The organism is Kordia jejudonensis, from assembly GCF_001005315.1.
In the GTDB taxonomy this organism is placed as follows: domain Bacteria; phylum Bacteroidota; class Bacteroidia; order Flavobacteriales; family Flavobacteriaceae; genus Kordia; species Kordia jejudonensis.
Genome location: NZ_LBMG01000078.1, coordinates 1 through 12,363, shown reverse-complemented (window position 1 = coordinate 12,363; position 12,363 = coordinate 1). Strand labels below are relative to the sequence as shown.

The 12,363-nt window shown below is 37.6% G+C and carries 1 protein-coding gene; it reads left to right on the top strand.

What is annotated here, in order from left to right; all coding sequences use genetic code 11:
• On the top strand, window positions 1-12,363 hold a 12,363-nt coding region (locus AA089_RS22020; protein WP_046759183.1), incomplete at both ends, for a non-ribosomal peptide synthetase.

Here is a 12,363-nt window from a genome sequence, read left to right as displayed (position 1 = left end):
TACGCGGTTACCGTATAGAATTGGGCGAAATAGAAGCTGCGTTAGAACAAGTTTCAAGCATCAAAAAATCAGTTGTTTTAGCACGTGAAGACAGTTCTGGAAACAAACAATTGGTGGCGTATGTAGTTACAGAAAAAGATTTTGAACAAAAAATAGTACAACAGGAATTGCTTGCCAAAATTCCTGAATACATGGTGCCAAAACTATATGTTTCACTAGCCGAATTTCCATTAACATCCAACGGGAAAATAGACAAGAAAAACTTGCCTTCGCCAGCTACTGACGATTACAAAACAGCAAACTATGTCGCGCCGTCAACGGAAATAGAAAAACAATTGGTTGCCATATGGGAAGAACAATTAGAACTTCCACAAATAGGAATTTACGATGATTTCTTCGAATTGGGTGGCGATTCTATCAAAATTATTCGTCTTATCAGCATGCTCAACAAGCAATTTGATACCAAAGTGGAATTGGCAAAATTCTATCAAAATCCAACAATTACAAACCTAGCAACCTTAGTACAAGGAGAAGATAAAGCGTTAGAAGAAAGCACGTCAGCACGTTTAATCATAGAAAAAGAACTAGAAGACATTGCACTTGCTGTACGCAACAGTTATCCTGAAAAAGAAGACATCGAAAACGCGTATCCAATGAGCGATATTCAAGTTGGAATGGTGTTGACAAGTGAAATGATGCGAGCCGATGGAGAAATCGGAATCTACCACGATCAAATGGTTTCGCAAGTAGGCGCGTTGCACATTCCAATCATGGAAAAAGCATTAAATCTATTAGTAGAAAAGCATGAAATTCTACGCACATCTTTTCATCTCTATGGGTTCAGTCAACCAGTTCAAATTGTTCACAAGCCAAGTCATAAAAGCATTCTCATTGAAGATATCAGTGAAAAAACAAAAGAAGATCGCGAACAATACATCAAAGATTTCTTAGCGAATGAACGTGCTGAAAATCCATTCGATGTTACAAAAGCACCACTGTGGCGCATTCATATTTTTCAAATCAACGCGTCAGATTCAGTGTTCATTTTCCAATTCCATCACGCCATCATTGACGGTTGGTCGGACAAAAGTTTCCGTTCCGAACTCATGCAAACCTATTTGGAGTTGCAAAAAAACGAAAACTATACGCCTTCAAAACTAGCTATCGGACTCAAAGAAAGTGTGATTTCTGACTTGCTAGAGCTTAAAAACGAGGAAAATAGCACATATTGGAAAGAAAAACTGCAAGATTACAAACGCTTAGATATTCTCAGTAACGAACGTCATTATCACGAAACAGGAATCATTTACAGACAAGAATTCTATGAAAAAATTGTTACCCAATGTAAAAAAGATCACATTGCACCCAAAAGTTTATTCTTTGCAGGATATCTATACACGTTGAGTTTATTCTCGTTGGAAAAAGACATTACCGTCGGAACCGTTTCGCACAGACGACCAATTGCGGAAGATGGCGATAAACTATTGGGCTGTTTTCTTAACACAGTGCCGTTCCGTTTCAAAACGGAAACCATTGGAAACGATTCGTGGTTGGCATACATACGACAAGTAGAAACGGCGCTGCAACAACTTAAAGGAAAAGACAGATTTTCACTCTTAGAAATCTCAAAACTCCACAACGAAAGCTCTCAAAACAATCCGTTTTTTGATGTCATGTTCAACTATGTTGATTTCCATGTCATTGAGAATCTGATGGAAAGCGAAGCGTTTGAAGCGCACGCTGATCAAAAAGAAACAACAGAATTGGCAGTTGGCGATTTTGAACGTACGAACACATTTTTAGACATTACCGTGAGTTTAACGGGGAACGAATTGACCGTTTCGGCAAGTCAAACCAAAAAGTTAAAATCAGGTCACAGCTTAGAAGATGTTGTTGAATATTTGCATAACTTTTTAAATAATTATTTAGAAAATGCAACGGCAATAGTAGATAGTCGTGCAATTTTGTTAGCAACTGAAAAAGTACACTTATTAGAAACATTCAACAATACTGCGGTTTCGTATGAAACGGGCAAAACGGTATTAGACATGTTTGCGAATCAGGTTGCGAAAAATCCTGATGCAACGGCTATTATTTTTGAAGAAACAACACTTTCGTATCAAGAATTAGCAGACAAATCGAATCAACTTGCGAATTTCATTCAAAAACAAAATGTATCAGCAGAAAGCTTAATTCCTTTATGTATAGAACGTTCTGTGGAAATGCTCATCGGAATTTTTGCCGTTCTGAAAGCTGGTCATGCATATGTTCCGATTGATCCGACAAATCCACAAACACGAATCGATTTTATCCTAAAAGATATTGCTGCGGAACTCATTTTGACGGAAAGTTCATTGGAAAAATTATTTTCAGACACAACTCAAAAAGTAATTTCATTAGACGTTGTAAGTTTAGAAAATGAATCTTCTAAATTTGAAACGAACGTAAAGGACGATCAATTAGCATACATCATTTACACTTCAGGAACGACAGGAATTCCGAAAGGTGTCATGATTGAACACAAGTCATTATTCAACTTTCTCAACGGTTTTTCTGAATTGTACAATTTTTCGGCCGCTGCCAGAATTGGCTTCAAAACAAATTATGCATTTGATGTTTCGGTTCATGAACTCTTTGGCTGGATCAACGAAGGTGGAAGTGTGGTTGTATTTCCAACAAATGCAGAAAAAGAAGCTACAAGTATTATTGAACAGATTCAAAAGCACAAAATTACACATCTGAATTTAGTTCCTTCGTTGTTTGCAGTCTTACTAGAAGAATTGCAGTATGCTGAAAAAGAAACACTTTCAAGTTTGGAATACTTTTTCTTAGCAGGAGAAGCATTGCCAGTTCAATTGGTAAAAGATTATCATAAACTAGGTTTTGAGACGAAACTGGAAAACATTTACGGACCAACGGAAGCAACCATTTACAGTTCGTATTATAGTACTGAAAACTTAACGGACGATCAAATAAGTGTTCCGATTGGAAAACCAACGATCAATACCGAATTATACGTTTTAGACAATCAATTGTCATTAGTGCCAATTGGCGTTATTGGCGAATTGTGCATCAGCGGAAAAGGCTTATCAAAAGGATATTTAAACCAAGAAGCACTCACAGCAGAAAAATTTGTAGATCATCCGTTCAGAAAAGGCGAGAAGCTATACAAAACGGGCGATTTGGCAAAATGGCTTCCAGATGGAAACATTGCGTACATCGGACGAAAAGATGATCAAGTCAAAATACGCGGTTATCGTATAGAATTGGGCGAAATAGAAACGGCTTTAGATCAGTTGGAAACAATCAAACAATCGGTTGTTGTTGCCAAAGAAGATGAAACAGGAAGCAAACAATTGGTAGGATATTTTACTTCGGAAACAGAAATTGACTTTAGCGAGATTCAAGAACAATTGGCAACACAATTGCCAAACTACATGATTCCGAATCGTTTTATGCGTTTGGACGAATTTCCACTGAATGCCAACGGAAAGATCAATAAAAAAGCACTTCCAGCATTGGATCAAATTGCTGTTCAAAAAGCGGAATACGTTGCACCAACAACGGAAACTGAAAAGCAATTGGTAGCCATTTGGGAAAATGTACTAGGCATACCAAAAATAGGAATACACGACAACTTTTTTCAACTTGGTGGCGATTCTATCAAAGCGATTCAATTAGTCAGTCGAAGTAAAATGGTCGCGATTCACTATCAAGTACGCGATATTTTTACACATCAAACTATTGCGCAAATTGCCGTACATGTGAAAGAAGCAAGTACGCTAATTCAAGAAACGGGAATTTTAGAAGGCGAAGCAATTTTACATCCAATTCAGGAACAATTTTTCGCAAAAGAAAACGAAGCGTTCAATCACTACAATCAATCTGTATTGGTAACAGTTTCAAAAATTGTTACAGAGGCACATCTTGCGGAAGCAATACAACTGTTAAGTAAACAACACGATGCGTTGCGTTTTCAATATCAATTGGATGAAAAAGTGACACAAATGTATGGAAATCAAACACTTGAATTACAAGTAGAAACGGCAGAAACAGTCGAAGAAATTTCTAATATTTGTGCAAATGCTCAAACGACGTTAGACATCGAAAAAGGCGATATTGCACGTTTTGTGTGGATAAAAACACCTTCAAGTGAAACGGAAAATCGTGTATTTATAGCAATTCATCACATAGCGGTTGATGGAGTTTCATGGCGAATTTTATTAGAAGATTTGACTAAAATTCTAGAAAACCAACAACAAGGAATTGCAGTTACACTACCAGAAAAAGGAACTTCCTATCGCCAATGGACAAATGCATTGAAAACATATGCAACGTCGTCAACGCTTGAAAAAGAAGCAAATTACTGGAAACAAGTATTGGAACAGCATACGAGTCTGCCAACCGATACAACTTATGATGAAGCCATAACATTTGAGGAAACAAAAAATTACAGTGTTTCGCTGGATGCATCTGCAACAAAATCGTTACTACACGAAGTACACACAGCGTATGGAACAGAAATAAACGACATCTTATTAAGTGCGTTGGCAATGGCGTTACAGTCTTGGATGCAAGCGCCAAAAGTTGTCATCGGATTGGAAGGTCACGGACGTGAAGAATTGTTTGATAACATCGACATAAATCGTACAATCGGTTGGTTTACAAGTGTGTACCCAGTGTGTTTAGATTTGCTAAATACTGCTGATATCGGAATTTTAGTCGCAGATACAAAAGACATGCTTCGTGAAATTCCAAACAAAGGAATTGGATATGGCGCATTGCGATATCTTTCAGAGAATGAACATATCAATATGGATTTGTCTGTTGATTATGAAGACATCATTTTTAACTACTTAGGAAGTTTTGACAACAGTGTGTCGTCTGAAAAAGAAAGTATTGTTGGTTTTGCCAAGGAAAATGCTGGCGAAACAATGAGTCCTAAAAACAAATACGCACACAAATTCTCTATCAATAGTATGATTGTAGAAGGAAGTTTGCAACTCGATTGGGATTACGACGCAAAAAGGTATCAGGAAGAAACCATAAAACAACTTGCCGATAATTATATACAAGCGTTACAGGCAATTATTGCACATTGCAAAACGACCGAAGTTCCAGTAAAAACAGTAAGTGATTACAAATTGCCAGCTACGATAGGCAACTCGGAATTGGCTACTTTTATGACGGCTAAAAAGCATCAAAGTAGTATTGAAGATGTGTATCCGTTGAGTCCGCTGCAAGAAGGATTCTTGTTTCACAGTTTATACGACGAAGACACTTCAAGTTATATCATTCAATTTCAATGTGATATCATAAGTTCGTTTTCCATAGTTAGTTTTCAAAAAACCTGGGAACATTTAATGGCTCAACATACCATTCTTAGAACTGCAATATTTACGGAAGATTTGGCAATTCCTGTACAATGTGTTTACAAAGAAGTAGCGCCACCAATTACACATGTCGATTATAGCAATTTATCAGGAGAAGCATTAGAAAGTGCTGTTGAAACCTTTATTGAAAATGATAGAACAGCAGGTTTTGTATTGGAAAATGCGCCATTATTTAGAATTGCATTGTTAAACATTGGCAACAACCGAACACGTATGGTATTTACAAACCATCATATGTTGTGGGATGGTTGGTCGTTATCGAGATTAATGAGTAGTTTCATGTCGAGTTATGCACAATTGGAAGCCAACGGAACGCTTCCTGTATTACCGTTTGACAACTATGGAGCGCACATTCGCCATATCTCAGGAATGAACGAAATACAAGGAGAAAACTATTGGAAAAAGTATTTGGCAAACATTACATCTCCAAGTTATTTGCCATTTATCAACGATACAGCAAAGCGTAACAAGATTTTCGGAAACACGGAACACGATTTTACATTTTCAGGCGACATTCAAGCATTTACGGAAAAGCATCACATTACCATGAATACTTTGATACAAGGTGCTTGGTCGTACTTACTATCAAAATATACCAATCAAGAAACGGTTGTATTTGGTGCAACAATTTCTGGAAGAGATTCAGGAATTGAAAACGTAGAAGACAAAGTTGGGTTGTATATCAACACGATTCCTGTAAGTACTACGGTAAAAAGTGATACAAACATCACAGATTGGTTGCAAGAATTACAAAAAGAACATACAATTGGTAGAGAATCGTACGGTTTTATGTCGTTGAACACGATAGAAGCACAAAGTGATAGTAGCGGTTCTTTATTTGATAGTATTGTTGTATTTGAAAACTATCCAGCAGAAGAAATTTCGTCAGAATCAAGTTCAAAATTCATGATCGAAAATGCCAAAGGTGTCGAACGTAATAACTATTCACTATCGTTAAGTGTTTTTCCAGCAACGGAAGGAATTACCATCCGATTTGGATACAACAATACGGTAATTGCTGACGAAACCATTGCAATGATCAAAGGACATTTGCACACAGTATTGCAAAGTTTCCTGAACGATGTAGCAACTATTGGCGCTATTGAATATGTGCAAGAAGCGGAAAAGAAACAAATTCTAACGGATTTTAGTACGATAAAAGCAAGCTATCCAAGAGAAGAAAATGTAGTCAGTCTGTTTGAAGCACAAGTGGAGAAAACACCAAATGCTATTGCCGTTTGTTATGCAGATGTACAACTTACGTATAACGAACTCAACACAAAAGCAAATCAGGTAGCGCATTACCTAAAAGAAAGCTACAACATTACCAACAATGATTTTATTGGTATCATGATGAAACGTTCCGATTGGATGTTAGTTTCCATCCTTGGAATCCTAAAATCGGGAGCAGCTTATGTACCAATTGATAGCAACTATCCAATGTCGCGAAAATCATTCATGGTTCAAGACACAAACATCAAAGCATTACTCATTACTTCGGAAGACGTATTTGAAGCAATGGAACTCAATGTAAGTCTCTGTTCTGTTGACATAGAATACAACACGATGGTAACTGATATGCCACATACTGAAAATATCAAAATTGACAGAAAACCGTCCGATTCGGCATACGCTATCTACACTTCTGGAACTTCAGGAATTGCTAAAGGAAGTCTCATCACGCATGAAGCTATCGTCCGATTGGCACATATGACGCAATTACCGTTAAATGATGCAACACGTATATTACAAATGGCATCCATTTCCTTTGATGCGGCAACATTTGAAATTTGGTGCGCATTGCTAAATGGAGGAGAAGTTATAGTATATCCACATGATGAAGTCGATTTAGAACTCATCAATGATACCATTCAAAAATACAATGTAAATACTACATGGTTTACCTCAGGTTTATTAGATCAATGGGTTGAAAGCGATATTGCTGCATTACCATTACAATACATGTTGTGCGGTGGTGATGTATTAACGCCTTCCAGCATTTCGTTACTTTATGAAAAATTACCTGAAATTACCATCATAAACGGATATGGACCTACGGAAAATACAACCTTTACGGCTTGTTATCGCATTCCAAAACATGCCGAAACTTACAAAAGCATTCCAATCGGATATCCAATAACAGGAACTTCTATCTACATTCTTGATGACAACTTAGACATTGTACCTATGGGTGTTGCAGGCGAATTATGTACTGGCGGCGCAGGTTTATCCAAAGGATATTTAAATCAACCAGAACTTACGCAAGAAAAATTCATTGATAATCCATTCCAAAAAGGTTCGAAACTCTACAAAACAGGCGATTTAGTAAAATGGTTGCCAAACGGAAGTATCGCATTCATTGGACGAAAAGACAATCAAGTAAAAATTCGTGGCTATCGTGTAGAACTTGGCGAAATAGAAACGGCATTAGAACAAATTGAAGAAGTAAAGCAATCGGTAGTTTTAGCGTTAGATGACGAGCAAGGCGGAAAGCAATTGGTAGCATACACAGTTTCAGACGTGACGGTAGAAAGCAAATATCTACAAACACAACTTGAAGCGAATCTTCCTGAATACATGATTCCGAAAGCTTATATCAATCTCACACAATTTCCACTAACAACCAACGGAAAAGTAGACAAAAAAGCGTTGCCAGCGCCAAGTGTAGAAGCATATCAAACAAAAGCATACAAAGCACCAACAACGGAGCAGGAAATACAACTTACAGAAATTTGGCAAGACTTACTTGGTATTGAACAAATCGGTACTGAAGACAACTTTTTTGAATTAGGTGGCGATTCCATCAAAGCGATTCAGTTGGTCAGTAGAAGTAAATCAGCAGGTTTATTTTACAGTGTAAAAGACATATTCCAATACCAAACCATTTCAGAAATTGCCAAACAACTCAAAGAAGCGGATACTGTAATCCAAGAAAGTGGTGTCTTAGCAGAAGAAGTGCCATTGCATCCAATTCAAAAGCAATTCTTTGCACATGACTATGTAGAATTCAATCACTACAATCAAGCAGTTTTACTCACAATTCCGAAAACAATAACACAACCAACACTAGAAACGGCAGTTGCCAAAATTTGCAAACACCATGATGCATTACGATTCAACTATACAAAAGTTGAAACGAGTCATGATCCAGTTCAAACTTATGGTACGCACGAAACAACGTTACAAGTAGAAATGATCTCGGACGTTGCCGAAATTACCTCAGTTTGTAGCAAACATCAAGCTAGCTTAGACATTTACGAAGGCGATATTGCACGTTTTGTTTGGATGCAAACACCTGAAAACGAGGAAAAAGACAGAATCTTCATTGCAATACATCACTTGGCAGTAGATGGTGTTTCTTGGCGAATCATCTTGGAAGATTTTCAAAATCTCATTGAAAACGAACATACGTCGCTTCCTGCAAAAGGAACTTCATACCGTCAATGGACTACAGAATTGCAAAAATATGCAGATCAAATTGCCACTACAGGCGAACATAACTATTGGAAAAAAGTACTCGCAAACTATAAAACGTTACCTGTCGATGTTCCTTACACAGAAAAAATAACCAACAACGAAACTGAAAGTTACAGTATTGCTATTGCCAAAGAAAAAACTCAAACTTTATTGCAGGAAGTCAACAGTGCATACGGAACTGCAATAAATGACGTATTGCTTACCGCATTGGCAGTAGCGTTGCAAGAATATGTAACAGGAAAAAGCTTGGTAATTGCCATGGAAGGTCACGGACGTGAAGAACTCTTTGACGGTGTCGATATCAACCGAACCGTAGGCTGGTTTACAAGTATGTATCCTGTGTGTTTACAACTCAATACGGCAGATAACATAGGAACACTTTTGGCTGATATCAAAGATATGTTACGACGCATTCCAACCAAAGGAATTGGTTACGGCGCATTACGCTACAGCGCTAGTGATTCGGATGTACGAGAAGAATTGAATGTCGCTTACGAAGATGTTATTTTTAACTATTTAGGAAGTTTTGATAACAGCGTTTCGGATGAAAAAGAAGGATTCATCAGTTTTGCAGATGAAGCTTCGGGAGAAACAACAGGAAGTAACAATGCAAATCCGCACAAACTCTCCATCAATAGTATGGTTGTAAAAGGCGAACTGCAACTCGATTGGAATTACGATGCAAAACGATATCACGAAGCAACCATCAAAGAATTTGCAACACGTTACCTAGACGCCATTGATGAAATTATAACACATTGTACAACCGTAAAAGCCAAAACAAAAACGGCGCATGATTTTGGATTGCCAACCGAAATCTCAAACACGGAACTTATTGAATTTAAAAAACTTGAAGTGCATCCATATGAAATAGAAGACATCTATCCGTTAAGTCCATTGCAAGAAGGATTATTATTTCACAGTCTATACAACAACAATACGGCGGCGTACATAGTACAATTTCAATGTGATATTGTGGGTGAGTTTTCAAGCACTTCTTTTGAAAAAGCATGGAAACATCTCATGGAAATGCATACCATTCTCCGCACAGGAATTCACACGGAAAACATTTCAATTCCTGTACAATGTGTATACAAAGATGTCGCGGTTCCAATTACGACCTTAGATTACTGCGAACTTACAGCGGACGCACAAGCAACAGCATTGGAAACGTTCATACATGAAGATCGAAATATTGGATTCAACTTACAAAATGCGCCACTATTCCGCATCACACTCATCAATATAGGAAACGGACGTACCAAAATGATTTTTACCAATCATCACATGTTATGGGATGGCTGGTCACTTTCCAGACTCATGGAAAACTTCATGGAAACCTACGCACAATTTGAAGAAAACGGAATTGTGCCAAGCGCAGTTGTGGATAACTATGGAAGTCACATTCGTCACATCATTTCAAAAGATGAAGGACGCGGAAAAGCATACTGGAAATCATATTTGGCAAACATTACGGAACCAAGTTACTTGCCATTTATCAAAGACGTTTCCAAACGAAACAAACAATTTGGAAATACCGAACGCGAATTTGTACTCACAGCAGACTTAAACAAAAAAATATACGCTTTTGCAGAACAACAACGCATTACGGTAAACACACTCTTACAGGCAAGTTGGGCATACTTACTTTCAAAATATACGCAACAAAATGAAGTAGTATTTGGCGCAACAATATCTGGTAGAGATTCAGATGTAGAAGGAATTGACGATAAAATAGGTTTGTACATCAATACAATTCCTGTTGCGAGTACAATTGACGGAGCCGAAAACATTACAACATGGTTGCAAAACCTACAAAAAGAACACACAGAAGCACGAGAAGAATATGCATACTTACCACTAAGTACTGTAGAAAGACAAAGCAACATCAAAAGTTCATTATTTGATAGTTTAGTAGTGTTTGAAAACTATCCTGTAGAAGAAATCGCTGCCGACACCGAAACCAGTGAACGTTCAGGTTTTGGTTTGGAAGATGTAAAAGGAACGGAAAGTACGAACTACGCGCTATCACTCATCATTCTTCCTGCAAAAGAAGGACTTACCATCCGATTTGGTTTCAACAATACACTAATTTCGGAAACTACGATTGCAATGATTGAGTTGCACATAGAACAACTTTTGGAAAGTTTCCTAACAGCAAATACAATCTCTGATTTGCAGTACATCACGGAAAAAGAAAGTGCGGAATTATTAAATAAATTCAACAACACTTCCGTAGAATATACAACGGATGAAACTTTGATCTCTTTATTCTCACAGCAAGTTGCTGAACGTGGCAATGCAACGGCGTTAGTATTTGAAGAGGAAAAACTAAGCTATCAACAACTTGATGCAAGATCGAATCAAGTTGCAAACTATATAGTGTCTAAAGGTGTAAAAGCGAACGATTTTGTGCCAATCTGTGCAGAACGTTCACTCGAAATGTACATCGGAATCTTAGGAATTCTAAAAGCTGGCGCTGCATACGTTCCAATTGATACAAACAATCCTGTAGAACGTATTGAATTCATTATCAATGATATCAATGCAGAAGTTGTTTTGACAAGTTCTACACAAGCAGAACTTTTTAACACTATTGAAAAAGAAATTCTATGTTTAGATCAGCTTGAAGGAAAACAACTATCGAGTGAAGCAGTTGCAGTAACGATTGTTCCTTCACAACTAGCGTACGCCATTTACACTTCAGGAACTACGGGACTTCCAAAAGGAGTAAAAAATGCACACTCAGGATTACTAAACAGACTTTTATGGATGCGCGATGATGTAAACATTACAGAAAAAAGTGTTTTACTCCAAAAAACACCATATGTTTTCGATGTTTCCGTTTGGGAATTATTGATGCCATTAATTACAGGTTGTCAGCTCGTCATTGCAAAACCAGAAGGACACAAAGATCCAGTCTATTTGCAAAACACGATAGAAAAACATCACGTGAGTTTAGTACACTTTGTACCTTCCATGTTGGCAGTTTTTGTTGAAACTGTTGAAGCTGAAAAATGTAGCTCATTACAAAACATCATTTGTAGTGGCGAAGCATTGCCAGTGCAACTTGTGAAGGATTTCAAAGCAACATTTACAAACACAAGTATTCACAACTATTACGGACCAACGGAAGCCGCAATTGATGTCACTGCAATCAACTTAACAAATAGTGATTACGAAGTCACCATTCCAATCGGAAAACCCGTTGCAAACACCAACATTTACATAGTTGGCGAAGACATGCAACTGAGTCCAATTGGTGTTTCAGGAGAAATCCTCATTGGCGGCGTACAAGTTTCGGAAGGGTACATCAATCGTGAAGCACTTACAAAAGATAAATTCATCGAAAGTCCATTCAAAAAAGGCGAACGCGTATACAAAACAGGCGATATCGCACGTTGGTTACCAGATGGAAACATTGCCTACATAGGCAGAAAAGACGATCAAATAAAGTTACGTGGATATCGTATCGAACTCGGAGAAATCACAG